Origin of the sequence: Synechococcus sp. UW86, assembly GCF_900474085.1 — a bacterium.
Taxonomy (GTDB): Bacteria; Cyanobacteriota; Cyanobacteriia; order PCC-6307; family Cyanobiaceae; genus Parasynechococcus.
Window position 1 is genome coordinate 442,483 of the sequence record NZ_UCNU01000017.1, and the last position, 21,576, is coordinate 464,058.

The 21,576-nt window shown below is 60.0% G+C and carries 28 protein-coding genes, 1 tRNA gene and 1 pseudogene; 14 read left to right on the top strand and 16 right to left on the bottom strand.

Annotated features, from left to right (window positions below):
- Positions 1–45: 45 nt before the first annotated feature.
- Positions 46–213 carry a hypothetical protein gene (locus DXY04_RS12300; RefSeq protein ID WP_011364263.1) on the top strand — a complete coding sequence of 56 codons (168 nt, stop codon included), beginning with the start codon at positions 46–48 and terminating at the stop codon, positions 211–213.
- A 3-nt stretch (positions 214–216) separates the two neighbouring features.
- Here DXY04_RS12300 and DXY04_RS10890 read toward each other — a convergent pair whose 3' ends face one another.
- Complete coding sequence (locus tag DXY04_RS10890; protein WP_115082491.1) at positions 217–381, bottom strand: PCP reductase family protein; 165 nt, start codon at positions 379–381, stop codon at positions 217–219.
- 113 nt (positions 382–494) lie between these two features.
- Here DXY04_RS10890 and DXY04_RS10895 point away from each other — a divergent pair, with 113 nt between their 5' ends.
- Positions 495–1,220, top strand: a complete 726-nt coding sequence (locus tag DXY04_RS10895) for a sigma-70 family RNA polymerase sigma factor (RefSeq protein WP_170951412.1) — start codon at positions 495–497, stop codon at positions 1,218–1,220.
- On the opposite strand, the gene DXY04_RS10900 is transcribed toward DXY04_RS10895, so the two are convergent.
- Positions 1,221–1,940 (bottom strand): TIGR00297 family protein, encoded by a 720-nt coding sequence (locus DXY04_RS10900; protein WP_244278667.1) that lies wholly within the window; start codon positions 1,938–1,940, stop codon positions 1,221–1,223.
- An 86-nt stretch (positions 1,941–2,026) separates the two neighbouring features.
- Between DXY04_RS10900 and DXY04_RS10905 the strand changes: the two genes are divergently transcribed.
- A complete protein-coding gene (locus tag DXY04_RS10905; protein ID WP_115162075.1) occupies positions 2,027–2,443 on the top strand; it encodes a hypothetical protein in 417 nt (138 codons plus the stop codon).
- Here DXY04_RS10905 and DXY04_RS10910 read toward each other — a convergent pair.
- Positions 2,433–3,164: a 16S rRNA (uracil(1498)-N(3))-methyltransferase gene (locus DXY04_RS10910; protein WP_115162076.1), complete on the bottom strand. Its 732-nt coding sequence runs from the start codon at positions 3,162–3,164 to the stop codon at positions 2,433–2,435. The two genes, DXY04_RS10905 and DXY04_RS10910, sit on opposite strands and share 11 nt — an antisense overlap.
- Positions 3,157–3,606: a DUF3531 family protein gene (locus DXY04_RS10915; RefSeq protein ID WP_115162077.1), complete on the bottom strand. Its 450-nt coding sequence runs from the start codon at positions 3,604–3,606 to the stop codon at positions 3,157–3,159. The genes DXY04_RS10910 and DXY04_RS10915 overlap by 8 nt, the downstream gene beginning before the upstream one ends.
- Positions 3,607–3,647: 41 nt before the next feature.
- Between DXY04_RS10915 and DXY04_RS10920 the strand changes: the two genes are divergently transcribed.
- Entirely contained in the window at positions 3,648–4,286 is a 639-nt protein-coding gene (locus DXY04_RS10920; RefSeq protein ID WP_115162078.1) for an ABC transporter ATP-binding protein, read from the top strand.
- Between the two features lie 14 nt (positions 4,287–4,300).
- The gene (gene hslO, locus DXY04_RS10925; RefSeq protein ID WP_115162079.1) at positions 4,301–5,218 is read left to right on the top strand and encodes an Hsp33 family molecular chaperone HslO; all 918 of its coding nucleotides are present in this window, start codon (positions 4,301–4,303) and stop codon (positions 5,216–5,218) included.
- 3 nt (positions 5,219–5,221) lie between these two features.
- On the opposite strand, the gene DXY04_RS10930 is transcribed toward hslO, so the two are convergent.
- From DXY04_RS10930 to DXY04_RS10945, 4 genes are all read right to left on the bottom strand, one after another.
- Positions 5,222–5,917 carry a CPP1-like family protein gene (locus tag DXY04_RS10930; protein WP_115162080.1) on the bottom strand — a complete coding sequence of 232 codons (696 nt, stop codon included), beginning with the start codon at positions 5,915–5,917 and terminating at the stop codon, positions 5,222–5,224.
- A gap of 42 nt (positions 5,918–5,959) precedes the next feature.
- Positions 5,960–6,181, bottom strand: coding sequence for a hypothetical protein (locus DXY04_RS10935; RefSeq protein ID WP_115162081.1), 222 nt, complete (start codon positions 6,179–6,181; stop codon positions 5,960–5,962).
- Positions 6,182–6,250: 69 nt separating this feature from the next.
- Positions 6,251–7,897 (bottom strand): peptide chain release factor 3, encoded by a 1,647-nt coding sequence (locus tag DXY04_RS10940; protein ID WP_115162082.1) that lies wholly within the window; start codon positions 7,895–7,897, stop codon positions 6,251–6,253.
- Between the two features lie 6 nt (positions 7,898–7,903).
- Complete coding sequence (locus tag DXY04_RS10945; RefSeq protein ID WP_371634534.1) at positions 7,904–8,554, bottom strand: trans-aconitate 2-methyltransferase; 651 nt, start codon at positions 8,552–8,554, stop codon at positions 7,904–7,906.
- A gap of 148 nt (positions 8,555–8,702) precedes the next feature.
- On the opposite strand from DXY04_RS10945, the gene nrdJ reads away from it, so the two are divergent.
- Together nrdJ and DXY04_RS10955 are read left to right on the top strand one after the other, a co-directional pair.
- Positions 8,703–11,033, top strand: a complete 2,331-nt coding sequence (nrdJ, locus tag DXY04_RS10950) for a ribonucleoside-triphosphate reductase, adenosylcobalamin-dependent (RefSeq protein ID WP_115162084.1) — start codon at positions 8,703–8,705, stop codon at positions 11,031–11,033.
- A gap of 58 nt (positions 11,034–11,091) precedes the next feature.
- Positions 11,092–11,178 (top strand) — tRNA-Ser (locus tag DXY04_RS10955).
- Between the two features lie 425 nt (positions 11,179–11,603).
- On the opposite strand, the gene DXY04_RS10960 is transcribed toward DXY04_RS10955, so the two are convergent.
- A complete protein-coding gene (locus DXY04_RS10960) occupies positions 11,604–11,999 on the bottom strand; it encodes a hypothetical protein (protein ID WP_136975394.1) in 396 nt (131 codons plus the stop codon).
- A gap of 365 nt (positions 12,000–12,364) precedes the next feature.
- Here DXY04_RS10960 and DXY04_RS10965 point away from each other — a divergent pair, with 365 nt between their 5' ends.
- Together DXY04_RS10965 and DXY04_RS10970 are read left to right on the top strand one after the other, a co-directional pair.
- Positions 12,365–12,601 carry a hypothetical protein gene (locus tag DXY04_RS10965; protein ID WP_006850194.1) on the top strand — a complete coding sequence of 79 codons (237 nt, stop codon included), beginning with the start codon at positions 12,365–12,367 and terminating at the stop codon, positions 12,599–12,601.
- A 2-nt stretch (positions 12,602–12,603) separates the two neighbouring features.
- Positions 12,604–13,020, top strand: a complete 417-nt coding sequence (locus tag DXY04_RS10970; RefSeq protein WP_371634535.1) for a hypothetical protein — start codon at positions 12,604–12,606, stop codon at positions 13,018–13,020.
- Here DXY04_RS10970 and DXY04_RS12660 read toward each other — a convergent pair.
- The 4 genes from DXY04_RS12660 to DXY04_RS10990 all read right to left on the bottom strand — a co-directional run bounded on the left by DXY04_RS12660 (position 13,004) and on the right by DXY04_RS10990 (position 15,062).
- A complete protein-coding gene (locus tag DXY04_RS12660; RefSeq protein ID WP_370586288.1) occupies positions 13,004–13,297 on the bottom strand; it encodes a hypothetical protein in 294 nt (97 codons plus the stop codon). The two genes, DXY04_RS10970 and DXY04_RS12660, sit on opposite strands and share 17 nt — an antisense overlap.
- Positions 13,298–13,467: 170 nt before the next feature.
- Complete coding sequence (locus tag DXY04_RS10980) at positions 13,468–13,755, bottom strand: hypothetical protein (protein WP_115009267.1); 288 nt, start codon at positions 13,753–13,755, stop codon at positions 13,468–13,470.
- A gap of 69 nt (positions 13,756–13,824) precedes the next feature.
- Complete coding sequence (locus DXY04_RS10985) at positions 13,825–14,520, bottom strand: SDR family NAD(P)-dependent oxidoreductase (RefSeq protein ID WP_115162088.1); 696 nt, start codon at positions 14,518–14,520, stop codon at positions 13,825–13,827.
- Complete coding sequence (locus DXY04_RS10990) at positions 14,520–15,062, bottom strand: TIGR00730 family Rossman fold protein (protein WP_244278668.1); 543 nt, start codon at positions 15,060–15,062, stop codon at positions 14,520–14,522. The genes DXY04_RS10985 and DXY04_RS10990 overlap by 1 nt, the downstream gene beginning before the upstream one ends.
- A 101-nt stretch (positions 15,063–15,163) precedes the next feature.
- Here DXY04_RS10990 and DXY04_RS10995 point away from each other — a divergent pair.
- Both DXY04_RS10995 and DXY04_RS11000 read left to right on the top strand, forming a co-directional pair.
- Positions 15,164–15,961, top strand: a pseudogene (locus DXY04_RS10995) (SdiA-regulated domain-containing protein).
- A complete protein-coding gene (locus DXY04_RS11000; protein ID WP_115162090.1) occupies positions 15,948–16,901 on the top strand; it encodes an SDR family NAD(P)-dependent oxidoreductase in 954 nt (317 codons plus the stop codon). The pseudogene DXY04_RS10995 and the gene DXY04_RS11000 overlap by 14 nt, the downstream one beginning before the upstream one ends.
- Positions 16,902–16,935: 34 nt before the next feature.
- Here DXY04_RS11000 and DXY04_RS11005 read toward each other — a convergent pair whose 3' ends face one another.
- A complete protein-coding gene (locus DXY04_RS11005) occupies positions 16,936–17,889 on the bottom strand; it encodes a DUF389 domain-containing protein (RefSeq protein ID WP_244278669.1) in 954 nt (317 codons plus the stop codon).
- A gap of 230 nt (positions 17,890–18,119) precedes the next feature.
- Here DXY04_RS11005 and DXY04_RS11010 point away from each other — a divergent pair, with 230 nt between their 5' ends.
- The gene (locus tag DXY04_RS11010; protein WP_115162092.1) at positions 18,120–18,986 is read left to right on the top strand and encodes an EamA family transporter; all 867 of its coding nucleotides are present in this window, start codon (positions 18,120–18,122) and stop codon (positions 18,984–18,986) included.
- Here DXY04_RS11010 and cobW read toward each other — a convergent pair.
- Both cobW and DXY04_RS11020 read right to left on the bottom strand, forming a co-directional pair.
- On the bottom strand, positions 18,923–20,041 hold the full coding sequence (gene cobW / locus DXY04_RS11015) for a cobalamin biosynthesis protein CobW (protein WP_115162093.1): 1,119 nt from the start codon (positions 20,039–20,041) through the stop codon (positions 18,923–18,925). The genes DXY04_RS11010 and cobW overlap by 64 nt on opposite strands.
- A 5-nt stretch (positions 20,042–20,046) precedes the next feature.
- The gene (locus tag DXY04_RS11020; RefSeq protein WP_244273103.1) at positions 20,047–20,538 is read right to left on the bottom strand and encodes a pentapeptide repeat-containing protein; all 492 of its coding nucleotides are present in this window, start codon (positions 20,536–20,538) and stop codon (positions 20,047–20,049) included.
- A 73-nt stretch (positions 20,539–20,611) separates the two neighbouring features.
- On the opposite strand from DXY04_RS11020, the gene DXY04_RS11025 reads away from it, so the two are divergent.
- The gene (locus tag DXY04_RS11025) at positions 20,612–21,217 is read left to right on the top strand and encodes a uracil phosphoribosyltransferase (protein WP_115162095.1); all 606 of its coding nucleotides are present in this window, start codon (positions 20,612–20,614) and stop codon (positions 21,215–21,217) included.
- A 36-nt stretch (positions 21,218–21,253) separates the two neighbouring features.
- The gene (locus DXY04_RS11030; protein ID WP_114989086.1) at positions 21,254–21,532 is read left to right on the top strand and encodes a hypothetical protein; all 279 of its coding nucleotides are present in this window, start codon (positions 21,254–21,256) and stop codon (positions 21,530–21,532) included.
- The last annotated feature ends 44 nt before the right edge of the window (positions 21,533–21,576 follow it).

Consider the following 21,576-nt stretch of genomic DNA (forward strand, 5'->3'; position numbering starts at 1 on the left):
GCAGCGGCGACTAATGTGTGGCTCTCCTGACATTGGTGATCGGACTTGGGACCTGACCGCTCTGCACAACGCGCTGCCGGCCACCCCCCTGCCCAGCGCAAAACCACGCTCAAGTGGGACGAAAACGGTGAACTCACAGCCCTGGATATGGCACGCATCGTTGACCGCTTGACCCAGCCGGAACTGCAGCGCTGCGATCTCGACCCCTCCTGAGGATCAGCTCGGGGCCATGGCCTGCTTGGCGGATTTGTAGAAATCCAGGTCGATGTCGGAACGTCCGTCTGAATCCGCCATCGCCTCAACACGTTTACGAACAGCAGGCCGTACGAAGAACGGAACATCTTTCTTGAGTGCTGCCAGTGCTTCTGGTTGCCAGTCCATCCATCCAAAACCGTTGCACCCATGATCCGGCACGAAAGTGCCGATCTGCGGCACCAAAGGGCCAACCGCTTCGGGGCTGAGGGTTGAACCGTTGGATCAGTTGCACTGATCCCTTGATTTCTCAACGTCACCTGCACCAGGAGTCCCGGCGTGGACTGCCGCCCTGCATTGCACGACGCAATCAGCAGGCTCTCAAGCACCTGGGCCTGGCCCACTGCGCGGGCCGTCGCCAACAGCAACGCGGGCCTGAAGAGTTCGACGACCTGCTGCAGGAGTCCCGGGTTGGATTGATCCGTGGCCTTGAACGAGTTGATCAACAACGAGGCCTCCGCCCCAGCAGCTATCTGCTCTCGCGGGCCACCGGCCAAATCCTCCACTACCGCCGCGATCGATCACGCACCATTCGGATTCCCTGGCGACTGCGTGATCTTTACGCAGCCGGAATGAAGATCCAGCGGGAACGCGAACAGAACCGGCAACCGCTTCTCAGCGATCAGGACCTTGCAACCGAACTATCGGTTCGACCAGAGCGCTGGGCTGCCGCCGTTGAGAGCCATGGAGCCAGCCAGGTCGTCGACCTGTCTGCCAGCCCTGGAGAGCCAGCAAGCTCGAGGGCGGAGGATGAACACCTGGACTGGCTGAAGAGCGTGCTGCACCAGGTGGATGGCCTGGCCGGCACGGTGCTGCAAGCCCACTTGATCGAAGGCCAGACCCTCAAGGATCTGGCACAGGCCATAAATTGCAGCCGTTCATCCCTGCGCCTTCATCTCCATGAGGGAGTTCAACTGCTGCAGCAATGGGCCCAGCGCGATGGTCTGATGCCCATCCAAACCAGCTGATCAGAGCACCATCAGCAGCATCGCCAGAACTGCGGCCAAGAGGGTCTGGAGAGCATTGACCAGCTCATTGCTCAACCAGGCCACTCGATCCTGCACCAGAGCACCGAGCAGGCTTTCGCCGAGGGTCGCCACCAGGCCAACCAGCATCACCAGCCCTGCCACAGGCCATGAAGGAACCAGCTGCAGGGCCAGCATCACCAGGGTCATGGCGATGCTGCCGGCGGCACTGGCCAGGGTTCCCTCAAGGCTGATGGCTCCTTCGGTTCCTGGTGGAACAACCCGCAGGCTGGTGATCAACACCGTGGTGCGCCCGAATCGTTTGCCGATCTCACTGCCGAAGGTGTCGGCCAACTTGGCGGCAAAACTCGCCGCAAAACCAACCAACATCAGCTCACGGAGCTCGACACCAGCACCGATGAGCAGTGCCAGGAAGGCTCCAACGGCCGCAGAACCCCAGACGTTTTCAGGGCCGCGCTGCCCACCGCGGGCTTCGGCAAGGCCCCGGTTTTGCTTGTTCTGAAAGCCGATCTTGGTGACCAGACTTCCCAGACAGAGATAGGCGACCACGGCCAACCAGCCCGACCACCCCAAACACCCCCACAGGATCGTGCCCAAGGCAGCTGCATGGACCCAACCACTGCGGGTGAGCACAGATGTCCGCTGCGCCAGGGCAATCAAAACCGTGTTCACCAGCAGGGCCTGAATCCAGAGTGCTGACATCACACCGTGTTGCAGTGCCCTAAGCATCTCCTGCCTGCGGCCATTGCAGAGGGAGAATCGGGTGCGTTCGTTCTCTGGTCGACCGGATGGTGTTCAACAGCAACAAGGGCTTTTTCCTCACCCTGGATGACGCCGCTGCTCCGGCCACCCTCGAGCTGCCTCAACAAGAGGCTCCAGCAACCGAAGACGCACCGGTCGAGGCAGCAGTGGTCGCAGCCTCCGAGCCTTCGGTGGTTTCCAAGCCTTCAGCCCCCGAAGCTGTTGAAGAGACCGTTGCAGAAGCCAGTGCTGCATCCAGCGCTCAGCCCGCAGCCTCACTCACCACAGCAGAAGCGATCGCCGCTGAACTGGCTGCAGTAGAGGCAGCCCGCCCGGCGGTGACCTACTCCACCTTTGCCCCCAGCAATCTCATGCCTGGTGGCGGACTGCGCCAGCGCAGCCGCCGGCCTGGAGCAGCTCTGAAATCCTTCCGGGGAATCGCTCAGGATCTGTTCAAGAGCTGATCAGCCGATCACGCCAACGAACCAGTTCCACGGCACCAGCCACCGCGGCCGTCGAACTGCGCAGGATGGTTGATCCCATCTGGACAGGCTGAATCTGGGCTTGGGTGAACTGCTTCAGTTCCTCTTCGGTCCAGCCCCCTTCCGGGCCGACCATGAGCCATGTGAGCTGAACAGGATCGGCCTGATGACGCAACCATTGATCCAAGGCCGGTGGTGCCGTCTCACGGGTCACCCCCACCAGACGCTGGCCCCGCTCATCTCCCATCCATTGAGATAGGTCTTTGAGATCGAGCATCTGTGGCGTCCACAACCGTTCGCACTGCTCCACCGCTTCACGAATGATCGTGGCCCAGCGCTCGGGTCGGTGGTCGGCCTGGGGAACACAGCGATCGCAGCGCAGGGGCTGAATCCGATCAATCCCGAGCTCACAGGCCATCCGGACGACCTCATCCATCCCCCGCCGCATCAAGGCCACGGCCAGACCCAGCTGAGGTTGGGCCTGTGGCTCAATCAGTTGCGCTGGCCGATCGAGCTCGAGCAGCTTGGCTTCCATCAGGGTTGCGGTGGTGAGCCGGCCGCAGCCATCGATCAGATCCACCTGCTCGCCAATGCGCAGGCGCAACACTCTCCGCAGGTAGTGCTGCTCTTCGGTGTTGAGCAGAACCGATCCACCCTGCTCCAGACGATCCGGCGACAGAAGCAAGCGCCGGCGTTCAGCCATCGGCAGGAAAAACGCTGTCTGGATGGTCTTCAACTGGCCAATTTTCATTGACCCCACCAACGACCAGCTCTTCGATCTGAACCACGTCGGAGTCCAGTTGACGCAGGGCATTGATCAGAACATCGATGGCAACTCCATCCGACGTACCGAGATCAACCCAGCAACGTCCCCAGTCGTTCTGGTACTCGAGCTGCCCCATGTTGTGCATCAGGGCTGGCATCGCCGACTCAGCCCCATCGTTGTCGTAGGTCATCCAACTGAGATCGGAGCCCGCGTCATGCACCTGCAGGTTTTCTGCGTTGAAGCCGCCCAAACGCCCGATCACATACCAGCTGTCGAACACGCCATCCACGTAATTCCGTTCCCCCTGACTGGGTGGTTCCGAAAAACGGATCCATAACCAGCAATTGAAGGCATCGACTTCACGAAAACGAATGTCCATGGGGTCATCGCGACACCGTCATCATCGTTCAAGCTGAACGCATGCTCGAGCTCTCAGGAATCACCTATGCACCTGCAACTGCGGGTGCCCCCATCCTCGACGGCGTCGGTTTTCAGACGGGGAAAGGTCGGCCGCTGCTGATTGCTGGCGCCAGTGGATCCGGAAAGACATCGCTGCTGGAAATCATCAGTGGCCTGGCATCAGCCACATCCGGCAGCATCCGCTGGAACAGCAGCGCAATGAAACGACGGCAGCTGCGCTGGCTTTGCGGCATCGTTTTCCAGTTTCCCGAGCGCCATTTCCTCGGGCTGAGCGTGGCTCAGGAACTGCGGCTCGGGCATCGGCGGCTCGGTCATGAGCGCGAACAGAGCGTGCTCGAACGGGTTGGCCTCGACAGTATCGCCTCCAAAACGGCGCCAGAACGGCTGAGCGGTGGTCAGCAACGGCGGCTTGCCCTCGCCGTGCAGATGCTCCGCGGCGCTGAAGTGCTCCTCCTGGATGAACCCACCGCAGGTTTGGATTGGTCGGTGCGACGGGACGTGCTTGATCTGCTCGCCGGCCTCGCCCGTGACCAGGTGTTGATCGTGGTCACCCATGAACCCGAGCTGTTTCAGGACTGGGACTGCCAAAGACTGCGCTTGCAGGGCGGGCGGCTCGAACCGATGACTACATTGCCCTGAGCTTCCGATGGGATATGGCCGACCGGCTGGTGCGCGCAACAGCCGCTGAGGGCGGTATCCGGTTGGTGGCGGTATCGACAACCAACATCGTGCGTGAGGCGAGGGAGCGCCATGGTCTGTCGTTCCTCACCAGCGTGATGCTCGGACGGGCCATGTCCGCTGGATTGATGCTGGCCAGTTCGATGAAGGTGCGCCACGGCCGGGTGAACCTGCGCCTCGGCTCCGACGGACCGATCAAGAACTTGATGGTGGATGCCGGCCGTAACGGAACCGTTCGTGGCTACGTGGGCGAGCCGGGCCTGGAACTCGACCCGATTCAAAACGAAGCCGGCCATTTCAGCTTCAACTTCAAGGAGGCCGCTGGCACCGGCTACCTCCACGTGATGCGTGATGACGGCAAGGGTGAGCCCTTCAACAGCACCGTTGAGCTCGTCAGTGGAGGCATCGGTGAGGATGTGGCTTCCTATCTGCTCCACTCCGAACAGACTCCTTCAGCCGTGTTTGTGGGTGAGCAGGTGAATAGCGGCGGCATCCACGCCAGCGGTGGCCTCCTGGTTCAAATCCTTCCCAAAGCAGCGGAAGAGCCGGCCCTGGTGGAGCTGATTGAACAGCGTTGCCGCGAGATCACTGGATTCAGTCAGCGGCTGGCGGCAAGTGGAGACCAGCTGGAGGACCTGCTTCGGGACGTCTTCCCCGACCTTGATCCCCAACCCCTCGACGATGCCGAGGCCAGTCAGGAGCTTCGTTTTTTCTGTCCTTGCAGCCGTGAACGCAGCAAAGCGGCACTGCTCCTGCTGGGCAGGGACGAACTCACCGACATGCGTGACAAGGACGGTGGCGCGGAGCTGACCTGCCACTTCTGCAACAACCGTTATGACGTGAGCGCTGCGGAGCTGCAGGAGCTGATTGACGGCCTACCGACGGCGGCCTGATGCTCAGGCCAGGAACAGGGCTGCAGCCCACAGCAGCAGAGCTGCAGGCAGAGCCTGAATCTGCAGGGGACTGAGAGCCAGCTGTTGAACAGCAGTGGGGGAGAGCGCCAGGTTCAGCAAAGAGCCTGCCGCCAAGCCCAGGATGAGCACCAGCAACGTCCAGCCCAGGGATGCCAGTGGGCGGCGACCACGGCGAACCTGACTGAGAAAAACACCGATGGTTGCCAGGGCCAGCACCAACTGAATGCTCCCTGCCGAGACCAGCAACAGAGCAACGCCGACGATCCCGGCGATCAGGCGAACGGAACGCCCCTGACCTTCCACCAGGGTCCAGTCGGGCTTGAGGCCGGAGAGGGTCGGGGAGGGATCGGGCAGCCTGTTGCGGAGATTCGCAAACACGTTGCCCATCGGTGCCTGAGCTGGCGGAGAAGGCATGGATCCCGCCATGGCCTCACGCTCCGATGCAGTCGCAGCAGCAGCACTCACCTGACCCTGTTGCCGGTCCCGCAGGCGAGCCATCAGGACGGCGTCGTAGGCCGCTTCGATCTTTGCTCGGGCCTGATCATCACCGGAAACCTCGGCGAGACAGCGTGCTTTGGCCGCCTGAACCTGATCAAAGCCCGCATCACGGCTCAGGCCAAGACGGGCAAATGGATCATCTGCGTTTGCATCGGGACCTGATTCACCCAGGGCTGCCATTGCGTCGATCGGGTTCCTTTTGATGAGCGTATCGGGGCCTGTTCAGAAGAGGGGCGCACCGTGACGAAAACCCTCGCTGCGTTCCAGCCTGCTCCGGCAGCTGAGGGCATCCACCCGGTTCATCCAGGAGCGGCGCTTGATCAACGGCATCTGCGGAGGAAGGTGGTAGCCCTCCAGCATTTCCACCGATTCGTCATCCCCACGGAAACACACGTATTCGGTGCCACCGTCAGCGTTGTTCCTCAGCAGCCAGAACGTACTCACGGAAGATGAAAGCGCGGCACGATTCTGGCGAGAGAGCCGTGGAGGTGTGGATGGGGTGATCGGCGCGGTTCAGAGACTGATCGGCTCCACTCCACTCACCACCGGGGCAACACTGCTGAGTTCAAGGTCGGGGTGGTCTTCCCGAAGCTGGTTGAGATTCCACTCGTTCTTGAACAACAGCACAGGCCTATTCCAGGCATCACGCACGGTCTTGCAATTGAAAATCCGGCCCACCTTTTCGAGTTCAGCCCAACCGCCGTTGATCCAACGGGCAACCTGGAAACCCATGGGCTCAAGCCGGGTTTCCACGCCGTATTCGTTTTCAAGCCGGTGCTGGACCACCTCAAGCTGGAGTTGTCCAACGGCCGCCAGAATTGGATCTCGCTTGCTCTCGTCGGTGTCGTAGAGGATCTGCACAGCCCCCTCTTCCCGCAGCTCGTTCACCCCTTTGCGGAAGTTCTTGAAGGCTGAAGGGTTGGGGTTGCGGAGCCAACTGAAAATTTCAGGACTGAAACAGGGAATGCCTTCGTATTCCACTTTCGAACCCACATAAAGCGTGTCGCCAATGGAAAACATGCCGGGGTTGTTGAGACCGATCACATCACCCGGATAGGCGTCTTCCACAACGGCTCGGTCCTGACCGAAGAGCTTTTGAGGACGTGAGAGACGGATCGCTTTGCCCGTGCGGGCGTGCTTCACCGTCATGTCTTTTTCGAAGCGGCCGCTGCAGACACGGACGAAGGCCACCCGGTCGCGGTGCCTGGGGTCCATGTTGGCCTGAAGCTTGAACACGAAGCCGCTGAACCCTTCACGCAATGGGTCCACCAGACCTTCGCTGCTGGATCGGGCGATCGGCCGTTGTGCCATCTCAAGGAAGGCATCGAGGAACGGACGGACCCCGAAGTTGGTCATGGCCGAGCCGAAGAACACCGGGGTGAGCTCACCGGCATGGACCAACTCAATGTCAAGCTCGGCGCCAGCCGCCTCCAGGAACTCCATTTCTTCAATGGCCAGATCGAGCAAGTCCTCTTCCACCAACTCGCGCAGGGCAGGGTCGTCCAGCGAGAGGCGTTGCTCACTGGCCTGCTTGCCCCGTTCAGCACGGCTGAACAGAACCACTTCCTTGCTGCGGCGATCGATCACACCACGGAATTGCTCGCCACTGCCGATCGGCCAGTTGACCGCCCAGGGGGTGAGGCCAAGTTCCGACTCGATTTCATCGAGCAGGGTGAGCGGTTCCCGCCCAGGGCGGTCCATCTTGTTGATGAAGGTGAAGATCGGGATCTGACGCATGCGGCAGACCTCGAACAACTTCCGGGTCTGAGGCTCCAGGCCCTTGGCGGCATCCTCCAGCATCACGGCGTTGTCCGCTGCTGCCAGAGTTCGGTAAGTGTCTTCGGAAAAATCCTGGTGACCTGGCGTGTCCAGGAGGTTGATCGTGGTGGCGTCGTAATCGAACTGCAGCACTGTGGAGGTGATTGAAATGCCCCGCTGCTTTTCAAGCTCCATCCAGTCGGAGGTCACCTTGCGCTGCTCACCCCGGGCTTTCACCGCACCGGCCTGCTGAATGGCACCGCCGTAGAGCAGCAACTTCTCGGTGAGGGTTGTTTTTCCCGCGTCCGGGTGGGAAATGATCGCAAAGTTGCGACGGCGATCCACCGCCGAGGCCAAAACCTGGGCCAGATCACCATCAGTGGTCGCTTGACTGCCGCTCATCGGATTTCAGGACTTCACCAAGCCTGACACCACCAGATAACGGTCGTCCTCCGCCGACACCGTCAACTCGTTGAGATCAAGCCGGTGGAGCTCTGCGGTCACCTCCTGAGGTTCGAAGGCCGCCGCCAGCGAGGCAGCGAAATCCTGCTGCAACACCTCTGGAGCCGATGGCAGGTGTTTGAGCAGCAGCGGTTGAATCTCAGCGTCGGAAGCAGGACGCCGCAGATCCCGGTGCAAGGTGCGACAACCCGGTGCTGCCAAGTCTCTGGTGACCCTCCAGAGCAGATCAGGCTGGTGCAGGTGATGCAAAAGGCTGTTGCTGACGATCAGATCAGCCTGCTCAAGCAGAGCACCTCGAAGCACCTCCTGAAGGGTCTGACAAAGGAAGGAGATCTCCAGCTGCTGCTGCTGGGCCCGCTCCCGGGCGACACCCAGCATCGATTCGGCACCGTCAATGCCGATGATCCGAGCCTTGGGGAAGAGGCCGGCCAGCCGAAGCGTGATGTTTCCAGGGCCACAACCCAGGTCCACCACCAGTGGATCAGGCGGCAAAGGCGATGTGCGTGAGAGGAGACGCTGAATCGCTTCGATGGTGGCTTGATCGCCGGAACTGAAGTCGGCAGCGGCATAGGCCTGCACCTGCGTGTCGCCGTTCATCAACTCAGGCTCCAGCCGCCGCTGCATCATTTGCTGCCGATTCGGAGCCCAGTTTGAACGGGACACTGTTGATGGTGGTAAAGAGACCTTGCTACCCCCATCTGTGGCGTTAGGGTTTCGATACTTGTCCTTCGCCCCAGCACCGCACGTGACCCTCACTCCAAATCGTGTGGAGACCTCCGCGGGAGCTGTCGCCGGGTTCGGCGACTTCCCCGCAACTGCTCCTGCTGCCAACCCGGTCTTCTATCGCACCTACAGCCGCAAAACCCCCAGCGGCCGTGAAAGCTGGAGTCAGGTGGGCGCGCGAAACCTGGAAGGCCTGCGTCAATTGGGCAACCTCAACGATGCGGAAGTTGCCCTGCTGGCTCGCATGCAGGCCGAGAAAAAAGCTCTTCCCTCCGGCCGCTGGCTCTGGATCGGTGGCACCCGCTGGATCGAGCAGCCCGAAAACTTCTCGGGTTCCTACAACTGCACATCCACCAACCTGGTGGATTGGCAAGCCTTTGGTCTGATGATGGACCTGGCGATGATGGGCTGTGGCACCGGCGCCATCATCGAGCCGCACCTGATCGACCGGCTTCCGGTGGTGCGCAACAGCTTTGAAGTTCTCAGCGTCAGCGAAATCGGCATCACTCCTGCCGCTGAGCGCCAGGACGACTGCACCCACAGCATTGATGGCAACAAGGTGACCATCAAGGTGGGTGACACCCGTCGCGGCTGGGTGGACAGCTACCAGCTGATGCTCGAGCTCAGCAGCGATGAACGGTTCAACGGAGGTCCGATTCAGATCGAGGTGGACCTCGGCGATGTGCGGCCTGTTGGGGAAACGCTGAAGGGTTTCGGCGGCATGGCCAACCCCGTCAAGCTGAAGGATCTCTACGGGCGCGTTGCTCGGCTGCTGAACAAGGCCCAGGGCCGTCGGCTCACCTCAGTCGAGTGCTGCCTTCTGATCGACGAAGCCGCCGTCACGATCGTGGCTGGAAACATCCGCCGCAGCGCCGGCATGCGCCAGTTCGCTTCGGACGACCAGGCGGCTGCGTCCTCCAAGGACAACCTCTGGCAGCAAGACGAGGAGGGCAACTGGAGGATCGACCCCGAGCGTGATGCGTTGCGGATGGCCAACCACACCCGCGTTTATCACACCCGTCCCAGCAAGGACGTTGTGCACGCAGCGGTGACCAAGCAGTTCCACTCCGGCGAAGGCGCGATCCAGTTCGCTCCCGAAGCGATCGCTCGCTCCAATACCGATCTGCTCACCACCCCTGAGCTGCGAACGGAATTCATTGAGATCTACTGCGACCAGGGTCGTGAGGAAGCGGGGCGTTGGCTGTCCGACAACCATGGCCCCATTGGCGCCGACGAGCTTGAGCACCGCCTCAGCCGTTACGGCTTGAATCCCTGCGGCGAGATCCTGGGCGCCGATTTCCACTGCAATCTGGCCGAGGTGCACCTCAACCAGATCGACCCCAGCGACGAGGAAGGACAGGCCGATGCCTTCCGTGCAGGTGCCCTCTCGGTTGCTTGCCTGCTCAACCATCGTTTTGAGGTGGAGCGGTACCGCCAGAGCCGTGAATGGGACCCAATCGTTGGTGTCAGCTTCACCGGCCTGTTCGACTTCTTCGTCCATGCCTTCGGCTCGGAATGGCTGAGCTGGTGGGAAGCCGGTCGCCCGGAAACCGAGGAGGGTCTTCGCTTCAAGGAGCAGGAAGCCGCTTACCTGAGCCGCTGGAAGGAGATCGTCAATCAAACGGTCTGGGACTACTGCGACCGCCATGGTCTGCGTCGCCCCAACCGCTGCACCACCGTTCAGCCTGCAGGCACCAAGAGCCTGCTCACCGGTGCCGCCCCCGGCTGGCATCCCCCCAAAGCCCAGCGCTTCATCCGCCGGATCACCTTCCGCAAGAACGATCCCGTGGCCATGGCCTGCATGGACTACGGCTACACCATCGTTCCCTCCCAGTCCGACAAGGATGAGGAAGGCCGTCTGCTGAATGACCCCTTCGATCCCCGCTGCACCGAATGGCTGGTGGAGATTCCCACCGAGGTGAGCTGGGCCAACCTGCCCGGTGCTGATGCTGTTGACATCAACGGCTTCAGTGCCATGGCGCAATTCGATTTCTACATGCAAGTGCAGCGGCATTACACCGCCCACAACACCTCCGCCACCATCGAATTCCGCGAGCACGAAATCGAACCCTTGGCTGATGCTCTGCATCAAGCCATGGAGAAGGGCGAGGGCTACATCTCAGCAGCTCTTCTGGCCCGTTTCGATGCCAATGCCACCTTCCCCCGCCTGCCCTTTGAGCCAATCGATGCAGCCACCTACGAGGAGCTGCAATCGGCCGTGGTGAAGCGTCGCGTGAGCAGTGATTTCTTCGAAGCACTGCAGCGTTACGACCAGGGTGAGCTGACGGAAGCAGGCCCGGCCGGATGTGATTCCGATAAGTGTCTGCTGCCTCTGGCCAAGCCGGAAAACTGAGCTGGGAGCACGTCCCGATACAGTTGTCGGGTGTCCCGCGGGGCACCTGACACCCTCTGGAGAGGTGGTCGAGTGGTTTATGGCTCTGGTCTTGAAAACCAGCGTGTCTTCACGGGCACCGTGGGTTCGAATCCCACCCTCTCCGTTTTGATCCAACCAAAACGAAGATCCTCCAGATCTTTCGTTCCCAATCAAAGAATGTTGTGTGGCCGACGGTGATGCATCACCGGAGCGATTCGACCACGCCGATACCTTGACGGACAAATCTGTTCGCGGGGCTACACAACCAGATTTCTTAAGAAACAAATGGATTTGACTCCTGCTGAAGCAGGAGTCAAACACCAGGGCGTCGGACATCGCTCTGTCCGGCTTCCAAACCCGATTAGCGACTTGGCGGAATCACTATGAGCCGAATCGTCCGCATTTTTGAAGGGGTTGTGCTCGGATTTCTCGACATCCACAAATTGCAACCAAGACTCGAAGTGATTCCTGCCAGGACCGCCTCAATCGAACTCTTGCTGTGAAGGCTCGTGCGTCTGTGGGTGAAGTGACTGGCGGGTCGAAACTCGATCACCCCGATTGGTCCGGGGCCTCGATACTGCTGCCATCAAAGTCGAAGATATAGGCCGCTTCCTCAGAAACGAGTTCACGTATCTCCTGGCGGGGGATATAAAGCAAGTCAGTTTCACCAGCCATGCAGGCCTCAGCATGGCGGCAGTAATAACAGGCATAGCCAAAACAGGGCTTACGAACTCTGGGGTCTTGCTCGATCCCATGTTCATCCATCAGAGAGCGCACAAGGCGGCAACAAAAGCGTTGCTTCTGGATTTGCATTAACGCGAAATCACGAAGCACGTCTTGCATGCTCCGGTTCAACGAAGCGCAGTAGGCCTTCAACAGAGTGTGCTCCGATTCAGACATTCTGACGTTGACGACCTTGTCAGCCTGAACCGAAGTTGCGCTCATCTGCTCCCAAGAATCCACACCAACATCATATCCATGGATATGCAGATTTTGTATAAAAAAACTTCGCCTGGGTGCTCAACAATCGACACCTGGAATCACCGGGATAAGGAAAGATGGCAGCCCAAACAGGGCTGAATTGACGACATAGAGGCACAACAATTGCAGCCAGACAGCACAGGCCTGGTGCCTCAAAGGGGTGGCCCATGCATCAGCTATGCGAGCAGCACCCTGGCTGTCACGCCACAGGGCCGAGCAATGCCGACGAGCAACCCCGAAGCAACTCCAAAGACACCCTTTAGAGACTCATGAGTTGCTCAGCAGCGTCTCTTGAGCTACCCTAGGGATGCTCCGGCAGCAGACGGGTCATGATCAAAACCTCCACCCGAGAGACCCAGGTGAAGCTCACGGTCTCCGTTCCACCGAGCCTTCATGTGCTTCTTCGCGGCTGGGCCCTGTGCGAAGGACGTGAGCTGACCAGCGTTGTACTTCAGTGCGTGGAGCTGTCGGTGCGCCAACTCAAGAGCAATGGCTCCATTCCCAGCGCAGCCATCCGCGCCTACGAGGCTGCCTGTGATGAACGTTTGGCTGTGGGAGGGTTGTGATCGTGCAGCTTGATCAGATCGAACAAGCGCTTCAGGCTCCGGTGATGGAGGCCGTGATTGCCCTGAGCGAAAGAGTGCAAACCCTCGAGAACAATCCTGAGGGGCGGATCTACACCGCCTATCGCGCTATTGATCAAACCCTCTCCTTGGGGTACTCCGAGAACATCGATGCGATCAGTGAACAGCTTCGCGAACGCGACTTCGTGCTGCTCACGAGCCGTCGGGGTACACGCCGAGAGCAGAGGTTGCTGTTACTCACCCTCAAAGAAATCGGTATCGCCAGCAGCTACAGCGAAAACTGCTTCAACGCATCGCCAAACACGGTGAGCCATCTCAGGCACCTCGGCTGGCCCTTGGGAAATCTCAAGCAAAACGCCAACGGCACCAAGACGCGCAAACGCTTCAACCCGGGGCGCTGATCAACGATCGACAGCGTTGCACCATCGCTGCCACAACGGCAGGATCAGCAGCGGCTCGATCGCCTCGATCCATGTCCCGGTACAAGTCTGCAACCGCCCACGCTTTGGAGGCCGGTTCATTCAGATGGCGTGGGATGAGATGGAGATGAAGGTGCTGGGCTCCCTCACCAAAGGCAATTGCATACACGCGCTCACATCCGCTGATCTGTTTCACGAGATCACTGGCATCCCGAACAGCGCACCCCCAATCAGAAGCCTCGGCCGCCGTGAAATCCACGGGGCCAGAACAGTGCCTTCGTGAATCCAAGAGAAGCCAACCTGGCAGAGGTGCTGGGTCCGGGTGATGCCGCAAAACCCAGAGTTCAGAGCGCTGAATCTCGTACCGCTCTTGCGCTGTGGGATCGAGATGCAGCTGGCAGATGGCGCAGTTTTCCACGGGGATGATCTTCAACGACGAACAGCACCACGGCCATTACCGATCAGCCCGAAGTCGATGATCAAACCGATCAACACCACCAACAGGCCACTGAACGACGACACGCCCCCGAACGAGGCCGCAGCCCAGCAATACCCGAGGGTGGTGGTGGGGAGAAACAACAGACCCAGGATGGGAAGCAACGGGTTGGGAACACTGGTGCCACTGAAGGGCTGCAGCACGAAACTGCTGTTGATCAACCACATCAACACCAAAACCAGGCGTGGAGCCAGCAGGCCAATCGCCGCCAGAAGACACATCGCAAGGCAGGGACGCTGGGTCATCCATAGCGATATCATCTGACGGCAACATCGTCCTCACCGGAATATTCAGGTTTCGAGCGAGCAATTCATCGCCAACTCGAACGGAACGGCGGCGTTGGGGATCGACAACAGGCTGCTCGAGAGAGACGCAAGATCCTCGGGTTGGGTCATCGCGGCAGGTTCAACGGCCGTCACCGCACGAGCCATATCGGTGTTGACCCAACTGGGACAGATTGCGGTCACCCGAATCCCCTTGTCCCACCCTTCATTGCGCATGCTCTGACAGAGCCCCATCAAGGCGAATTTGCTCACGGGATAACCCGCCATTCGACCTTTGACGCGTTTGCCACTCATCGACACCAACACCTGGATTCGTCCATGGCCACTGGTAACCAGATACGGCCAGGCCGCACGGGTCAGCCACCAGGGCCCCTTCACGTTGATCGCCCACAGTTCATCAAGCTGCTGCTCATCGCCATCTGCAAACAACAACGGGGTTCGATGCAAAATCCCCGCGCAGTGGATCACGGTGTCGATGGCACCCCAGTGACGAACGGTGCTGTCAACCCAGGCTTCAACACTGGCTGGGTCGTTGGCGTCGTAGACGTGATGCAACACCGTACCGACGTCCAGGTCTGTTCCCCTTAGAGCCTGCGGATCCCGCAGACCAAGGCTGAGGCGGTGACCATCCTTGAGCAACCGTCTGGCAATGGAACGTCCGATGCCACGACTGGCTCCGGTAAGCAAAACCGTGCGTTGCATCAGGACGCATTGAGGAGTCGATCGATCAGCAATTCTGGCGTTGTTGCATCCAGGAGGAGCTGGCGATTTCGCTGCGAAAGAAAGCCCGTCGAAACGCTTTGATCCAAAAAGCTCAGCAACCCATCGAAGTAGCCATCGATGTTGAGCATGCCGATCGGCTTGGCATGAAAACGAAGCTGAGCCCAGGTCAAGGCTTCGAACAACTCGTCGAGGGTTCCCAGCCCCCCGGGCATGGCAACGGCTGCATCGGCCAGATCGAGCATTCGCGCTTTGCGCTCGTGCATCGATCCCACAACATCGAGATGGGTCAAACCGGTGTGCACCACTTCCTCTTGCGTTAACGCCTCGGGGATCACCCCGATCACCTCCCCTCCAGCCGCCAAAGCGGCATCAGCAACAGCACCCATCAAGCCAATGCGAGCTCCGCCGTAAACCAGGGCCATGCCCTGGGTGGCGATCAGTGCACCCAGCTCAGTGGCAGCAAGCTTGAACAGGCTCGAGTCGCCGCTCGAGGAGCCGCAATAAACAGCGATTCGATTCATGGCGCCTGGCCGTGATCCATTCATCCTCACCTGCGATGGCTGGCAAAAACGAGCCAAGTCTCGAGAATCACCAGGAACGGGTCCCGATGAGGATGACCTCGATGCGCCTTGAGCTGCTGAGCCGTCACAGGATTCGAGACCCAGGCCTCGGCCTGAATGAACCATCCGGACTGACGTTGAACGCGGATGGCTCAGCGCTCTACACCGTCAGTGATGACACCGAGGCGATTTTTCGTCTGGATCTCAAAGGCAGAGTGTCGGTGAGCGACTCATTCTTCATCGGCCTCGACGACTTGGAAGGCATTGCACTCCGTGGCGATGACAGCGAGCTGCTCGTGGTGCAGGAGCAGAGCAATTCTGTGGTGGTGGTGGATCTGAGCAACCGGCGCGAACGGTCTCGGCGCCCGCTGTCAGCCATGACCAACTACGACACGATTGCGCACCAGTTCCCAGACCCTCCGGACAACAACGGATTGGAGGGCATCACTGTGAACACCAGCAACAACCATGTGGTTGTGGTGAAAGAGCGCCAGCCCGGTTTGCTGATCGAACTGAATTCCACACTCACCACAATCCTCTCCACACGAGTGCTGCAAGCCAGCCAAGGGTTCATGCATCCCGAACTGAAGGCCGAGAAGCTTGATTTCTCGGGCCTGAGCTAGGACAGCAGCAGCGACACCCTCTGGATCGTCAGCGACAAGGGGCGGTGCCTGTTCCAGTACGACTGGGCAGGCGACACTGTTCTCCAGCGCCTCGATCTCACCATCAGCACGGGAGACAAGCCAAAGCAAATCCGCAAACCGGAGGGCGTTGCCTTCGATCCCGGGCGAAAAAGGATCTACGTGGTGAGCGATCGAGACGCTGATCTCTACGTGTTCAAACTCCATGACGACTGCTGAACAGCGCCGCGTTCTGATCACCGGTGCCAGCAGCGGCATTGGTCTTGAAGCGGCAAAAATCCTGCTGGCCCGTGGTGATGCACTCACCGTTGTTTGCCGCAATGCAGAACGGGCCGAGCGAATCCGCACGGCTCTGTCGGGTTCCGTTGACACCTGCATTGCTGATCTGGCGGACCTTGCGTCTGTGGCCAGGACGATCGAACAGCTCCGCCATCAGGAGATGCCATTCGATGCACTGGTGCTCAATGCCGGGTTGCAATACGCCGGCCACAGCTCCCCACGTTGGAGTGCACAGGGCATTGAACTCACGTTTGCGGTGAACCACCTGGCCCATCAACTTCTGGCGGAAGGATTGAAGGAGCAAACCCAAGCCATCGTGATCACCGCCTCTGAGGTGCACAATCCAGCCACCGGCGGAGGACGGGTTGGTCAGCCTGCAGGGCTGGGCTCGCTACTGGGACTGCGCCAGGCCCCCGGGGCGCCGATGGTGGATGGGGAAAGTCCGTTCAATGCAGACAAGGCCTACAAAGACAGCAAGCTGTGCAATCTGCTGATGGCCCTGCAGATCCACCAGCAGCGTCCGGACATACCAGTCGTGGCCTGGAGTCCGGGGCTGGTGATTCCCCGCACGTCAGAGGGGTTTTTCAGAAACAGTCGCCAGGCCAATCCACTTGGGCAGGCCTTGTTTGGGTTGGTCGCTCGGGATCTCTTGCGATTGACGGAAAGCGTTGAGCGGGCAGGGGCACTGCTGGTTCAGCTCATCGACGAACAACTTGATCAACCGAGATTCAGCTACTGGAGCAATGCCCTGTTGGGCCCTGGCCGGCATCAATTCAAACCAACGGAACCCTCCGAGGAAGCGAAGAACAGCGACACAGCGACGATGCTCTGGATGTTGTCGAACAATCTGATCAACTCTTTTTTGACGCCATCCCGCTGATCGCCAAACCGTTCACCAACCAGCAACCATTGCGTTAGTTCATTGACTGATTATCAAACTTGTACACACGGTTGGGAATCACACTGATGTTGACGTCTAGGTCATCCAAGCCGAAGTCTTTGGCTCGTTTCAACATCTGCTGATTGACATCATTCATAAAGGATTGATCCAAGATGTCTTCGGGTGCATTGAGCACAATATCCAGCCTTGCTTTGTTGTTAACAACACTGACACTGCTGTACATCAGACGAACTTTTGACCACAACCTCTGGTTGCTTCGCGCGAGGGCTACACGTTTGAGTTGTCCTGCTTTGAAGCGACCAAATTCCGCATCCATCTGCTGCCGCACACTGAAGTCATGCAATGCCGATGACAAGGGCAGGCTCAACAGCCCGAGCAATCCCAACCAGACCAGAAGATTGCGCCAACAGCTGCGGAATGAGCCGTAACGCTGCAGCAAAAACACCACAAGGCTGGTGACGGTGATGCCGATCAGGTTCGCCAGAAAAAGTAGAAACGATCCCTCCGCGATCTGGTTGGTGAGACCCGCCACCGTTCCACGGCCAAACACAGCCACCATTTCCGAGCCAAGCGTGAGGCCGATGCCGCTGACACAGAGCGTTGGCACAAGGGCGACAGCAATCGCCACTCCAGCAATCGAATTCGACAATTGCTTGCGGGTCATCGAGAACGACCCGGCAACGGCCGCCGCGATGGCGATGCCCAGATCGATCAGGTTGGGAGACGTGCGGCCAGTGATCTCCGACTGCACATGGCTGATGCCGAGTCCCAAACTGATCAACGCCGCGGTTGCAATCACCGCCAGAACGCCGAAGTCAATGGTGACGGCGGAACGTCGGATCAATTTCCCATCGCTCACGGCCAAGCCAAAAGCCAGGCTGAGGATGGGGTCCATCAGCGGAGCGACGATCATGGCCCCGATCACAACCGCCGTGCTGTTGGAGATCAGCCCGAGGCTGGCGATCACAGCAGAGCTGATCAGAAGAATGAAAAAACCAAGCGATGGCTTGGATGAAGCGATCCGTGCTTCATAAAGCTCAGTGAGAGGAACACGACTTTCAAGATGAACCGCCCAATGCCCCGACAAGGTTTCCAGCAATTGCCCCAGGACCGTGCACGTCTCCAGGCCTCACATTCCTGAATTGTGCACAGAGTTCTCGACTGCGCAGCAGACTTCACAACGATCAACACCAGACCATGACGGGTGTACTGGCGGCCCTTGGAGCAGCCATGGCCTGGACGGGAGCCAGTGCACTCTGGCGATCGCTATCAGGGCGAGTCAAGGCGATCCGGCTCAACGCCATGAAGAACGGCTTGGCCAGCCTGCTGTTTCTGCCTGTTCTGCTCACACTTCCGCACAACACCGAGGTGCATGCTGTTCTGCTGCTGTTGATCAGCGGCTTGATCGGCATTGCGGCCGGAGACAGCTTCTATCTCGGGGCGTTGCGGCGACTCGGCACCCGACGAACCCTCACCGTGGAAGCCAGCGGTCCGGTGCTGGCCAGCATCGCTGGGGTGTTGGTGATGGGGGACAGCCTGGCCGTGAAGAACGGTCTCGGCGCGCTTTTGGTTTCAAGCGCGGTGGTTCTCATTGCCATGCAGGCGAAAGAGACGAGCCAAGGGGAGCGGGGGGACAACGCTGCTGACTTCGGCATCGGGCTGCTGTTGGCACTCACTGCCGTGGTCTGTGGCCTGAGCGGAGCCTTTCTGGCCCGTCACGTGCTGATCAACAGTGACCTCACCCCATTGCAGACGGCATCGATCCGGCTGCTGGGCGGATGGCTTGGTCTTCTTCCCTTCCTCAAAGGGATCTGGAGACAGACCAAGCTGAAGCAACGGGAGCAATGGAAGCTTGTGATTGCCACCGTGGTCGGAACCAACGGGGGAATACTGTTGCAACAGGTGGTGCTGCAAACGATGCCCGTTGGAGAAGGGGTGACCCTGATGGCCACGGCACCAGTGATGGCTCTTTTTGTGGGCCGAATGGAAGGAGACCCGATTCAGCTCTCCGGCGTGGCTGCCGCGGGGCTGGCCTTGGCCGGTGTGGCCTGCACCAGCCTCTGAAGGCCGGATTCCAGGGCCGGAGCTGCAGCCTCGTTCAAAGCCAGCACCACCAGATCAGCACCACAGCCCTGATCGGGACGCCAGGCATGGCTGGGAGCTGCTTCAAACCAGCTGTTCAACCGCGGACCCACCATCTGGATCTGAAGCGGAAGCGTTTTGCTGGGCAGCCAGACACGCCCCTTGAGTCGAACCACCTGGAGATTGCTCACGAGGCTGGGCAACAGCTGTTCGAGGGCCTGACGGTCCAAGGCCCCTTCAACACGAACATTGCTGCCGACCATGTCGACATGGCTGTGGTCGTGATGGTCGTGGTCGTGGTGGTCGTGGTGGTCGTGGTCATGGTGGGTGTGGGCTTCCTGGGGGGTGGGCTTGTGCTCAAGGCCCAACACAACGGATGTCTCCACCTGTCCCTGAGACACAGGAAGCAGAGCGGTACCCGGGCGCACTTTGTCTTTGATCCGCCCCTGCACCTCAGCCATCGCTGATGCATCCAGGCAATCAGCTCGGCTGATCAAGACCAGGTCAGCGGCCTGGAGTTGATCCTCAAACAAGTCGTCGATCGCTGTGAGGTGATCCAGGCTGGGATCCTCGGCCCGTTGCCGCTCCAGCGCTTCAGCATCAGCCACTGGGCTGCCTGCAGCCAAAGCTTCGCCATCCACCAGCGTCACCACACCATTCACATGCACACGGCTACGGATGGCGGGCCAATCCAAGGCCTGAAGCAGAGGCCGTGGCAAAGCGAGACCGCTCGTTTCCACAACGATCCCATCCAACTGATCCGCCCGTTCCAGCAACGTCTCCATGGTCGGCAGGAAGTCGTCCTGCACCGTGCAGCAGAGGCAGCCGTTGTTCAGCTCAACCAAACGGCCGTCCACCTCCTCCTCAGGACAAAAGCCGCAGCTGCGAATCAGATCACCATCAAGCCCAACGCTGCCGAATTCGTTGACCATCACGGCCAATCGCTGACCGCCACGGGTGAGCAGATGGCGGAGCACCGTGGTCTTACCGGCCCCAAGAAACCCGGTGATCACGGTCACCGGCAGACGCTTTGCCATGACGATTAAGGGCGGCAGCCCAGGCTCTCACGGGTGGAGACACCACTGATCGGATTGGATCCATCCGCCCGAGCACAGAGGGCCCGCTGTTGGGGAAGGTCGATCACGGCGTTGGTGAAATCAGCACCGTCGATCTGCGCGTCCGTGAAACGGCTCTGCATCATCATCGCGTTGGTGAAATTGGCCCCCCGGAGATCGGCGCCCTCGAAGTGGCTGGCAAAGCCCACAACATCGGAGAGATCGGCATCGCGGAGATCGGCCCCCTGCAGTTGCGAGGTGTTGATCACAGCGCCACGCAGGTCTGTGCCGCTGAGATTCACCTCGCGCAAATCGGCCTTGAGGAACTCTTTTTCCTTGAGGTCAAGACCGTGCATATCGGCGCTGATCTCCTGAACCGCGAACTGACCACGCAGCTCGGGAGCGGTGATGGCCTGCACTGATTCAGCCCAAACAACAGTGCTGAACGCCAGCGTGATCACCGCCAGCAGCGAGGCCATACGTCGAAGGGCGCCCATGAGACCGGTAATTTGAGCAATCACGTTATGGCAACTGTCCGCGGAGCGAGTCGATATGGCCATGAGCTTGCGGGTGGTGGTTCCACCCCATCCCCTGATCGGCCATTGGCTGACCATGCTTCGGCATCGGGAAACCCCTGCGGCCCTCTACGCCACAGCCCTGCAGGAACTGGGCCGGTGGCTCACCTACGAAGCCCTGCGGGACTGGCTGCCCCATCGCCGGGAGACGGTGCCCGGACTCCATGGGGACACCGAAGGCACCCTCGTTGAAGCATCGGTACCGCTGATCGCCATTCCAGTGCTGCCAGCAGGCCTCGAGCTTTGGCAGGGAGGACGATCCGTCCTTCCCGATTCCTCCCTCTGCCTGGGGTCGTGCCCACAGGAGATCGAAGCCAACGCCGGGGTGATTCTGTTTGTTGACCAGATCAGTGATGGTGAGGCCACCCTCAAGCTTCTGCAGGAGCTCCAGAGCAAGGGTGTGGATGGTCGGCGCATGCGGCTGATCACTGCCCTATGCGCCAGTCCTGGACTGAAGTTGTTGGGTGAAGCGATTCCAGACCTAACGCTGCACACCGCCTGCATTGACGAGGGCGTGGGGGAACAGGGTGAGATTCGTCCGGGAATCGGTGACCCTGTGCGACGGCTGAACCTCAGATCTTGAGGGCATGACTAACCTTCAGGCAGGTTGAACGCACCCATGGCCCAGCAGCACGACACGGGCTCAGGCACCCTGGCAACTCTGGTCACCGGAGCAGTGCTCGGTGCTGCAGGCCTGGCCTGGTGGCTCCTCAACGAAGCCGACAGGCGCAGGCGTTACGGCGCGCAGAAATCGATGTTGCACGCACCGCGGATGCAGGACGGTTCCGAAGTGCTGGACAGCGCAGGCAACGGACACCTCGAGGAGCGGGTGGAAAAACTCAACGCGGAGATCGCCCGCGTTCGCGCCCAACTCGAGGGACTTGGTAGCGAAGGATGAGCGCTCGGTAGGTTGGCTTGATTGCCACTGGTCCGCTCCGTTCC

Bases quoted from the DNA above. Each gene is read 5' to 3' on its own strand.
- DXY04_RS10890 (WP_115082491.1), bottom strand. From the start codon at position 381: ATGGACTGGCAACCAGAAGCACTGGCAGCACTCAAGAAAGATGTTCCG.
- DXY04_RS10900 (WP_244278667.1), bottom strand. From the start codon at position 1,940: ATGTCAGCACTCTGGATTCAGGCCCTGCTGGTGAACACGGTTTTGATT.
- DXY04_RS10905 (WP_115162075.1), top strand. From the start codon at position 2,027: ATGGTGTTCAACAGCAACAAGGGCTTTTTCCTCACCCTGGATGACGCC.
- DXY04_RS10910 (WP_115162076.1), bottom strand. From the start codon at position 3,164: ATGGCTGAACGCCGGCGCTTGCTTCTGTCGCCGGATCGTCTGGAGCAG.
- DXY04_RS10915 (WP_115162077.1), bottom strand. From the start codon at position 3,606: ATGGACATTCGTTTTCGTGAAGTCGATGCCTTCAATTGCTGGTTATGG.
- DXY04_RS10920 (WP_115162078.1), top strand. From the start codon at position 3,648: ATGCTCGAGCTCTCAGGAATCACCTATGCACCTGCAACTGCGGGTGCC.
- hslO (WP_115162079.1), top strand. From the start codon at position 4,301: ATGGCCGACCGGCTGGTGCGCGCAACAGCCGCTGAGGGCGGTATCCGG.
- DXY04_RS10930 (WP_115162080.1), bottom strand. From the start codon at position 5,917: ATGGCAGCCCTGGGTGAATCAGGTCCCGATGCAAACGCAGATGATCCA.
- DXY04_RS10940 (WP_115162082.1), bottom strand. From the start codon at position 7,897: ATGAGCGGCAGTCAAGCGACCACTGATGGTGATCTGGCCCAGGTTTTG.
- DXY04_RS10945 (WP_371634534.1), bottom strand. From the start codon at position 8,554: ATGAACGGCGACACGCAGGTGCAGGCCTATGCCGCTGCCGACTTCAGT.
- DXY04_RS10960 (WP_136975394.1), bottom strand. From the start codon at position 11,999: ATGAGCGCAACTTCGGTTCAGGCTGACAAGGTCGTCAACGTCAGAATG.
- DXY04_RS10965 (WP_006850194.1), top strand. From the start codon at position 12,365: ATGATCAAAACCTCCACCCGAGAGACCCAGGTGAAGCTCACGGTCTCC.
- DXY04_RS10980 (WP_115009267.1), bottom strand. From the start codon at position 13,755: ATGTGTCTTCTGGCGGCGATTGGCCTGCTGGCTCCACGCCTGGTTTTG.
- DXY04_RS10985 (WP_115162088.1), bottom strand. From the start codon at position 14,520: ATGCAACGCACGGTTTTGCTTACCGGAGCCAGTCGTGGCATCGGACGT.
- DXY04_RS10990 (WP_244278668.1), bottom strand. From the start codon at position 15,062: ATGAATCGAATCGCTGTTTATTGCGGCTCCTCGAGCGGCGACTCGAGC.
- DXY04_RS11000 (WP_115162090.1), top strand. From the start codon at position 15,948: ATGACGACTGCTGAACAGCGCCGCGTTCTGATCACCGGTGCCAGCAGC.
- DXY04_RS11010 (WP_115162092.1), top strand. From the start codon at position 18,120: ATGACGGGTGTACTGGCGGCCCTTGGAGCAGCCATGGCCTGGACGGGA.
- cobW (WP_115162093.1), bottom strand. From the start codon at position 20,041: ATGGCAAAGCGTCTGCCGGTGACCGTGATCACCGGGTTTCTTGGGGCC.
- DXY04_RS11020 (WP_244273103.1), bottom strand. From the start codon at position 20,538: ATGGCCTCGCTGCTGGCGGTGATCACGCTGGCGTTCAGCACTGTTGTT.
- DXY04_RS11025 (WP_115162095.1), top strand. From the start codon at position 20,612: ATGGCCATGAGCTTGCGGGTGGTGGTTCCACCCCATCCCCTGATCGGC.
- DXY04_RS11030 (WP_114989086.1), top strand. From the start codon at position 21,254: ATGGCCCAGCAGCACGACACGGGCTCAGGCACCCTGGCAACTCTGGTC.